The sequence below is a fragment of the Exiguobacterium sp. SH3S1 genome (assembly GCF_004337105.1).
Lineage (GTDB): Bacteria > Bacillota > Bacilli > Exiguobacteriales > Exiguobacteriaceae > Exiguobacterium > Exiguobacterium aurantiacum_A.
The window spans coordinates 1-267 of record NZ_SJUW01000052.1 but is presented as its reverse complement, the minus strand read 5'-3'; the positions used below and the strand labels follow the sequence as shown (position 1 = coordinate 267).

The window sequence follows — 267 nt, the reverse complement described above, 5'->3', positions numbered from 1 at the left end:
GTGCCAAGGCATCCACCGTACGCCCTTTCTACCTTGATCTAGCGTTTCTAAGACACACGGTCCGAACGGACCATGCATATTTTTCTTGGTTTGATGTCTTGATGAATCTTCAGTTTTCAAAGAACAATCGAGGGACGAACCCTCAAAACTGAACGATGGGCATGCCACATGGGCATTTTCCTTAGAAAGGAGGTGATCCAGCCGCACCTTCCGATACGGCTACCTTGTTACGACTTCACCCCAATCATCTGTCCCACCTTCGGCGGC

At 49.8% G+C, this 267-nt stretch carries 1 rRNA gene; it reads right to left on the bottom strand.

The features are described from left to right. Positions 1–185: 185 nt before the first annotated feature. A 16S ribosomal RNA gene (locus EVJ26_RS14360) occupies positions 186–267 on the bottom strand; the annotation flags it as partial.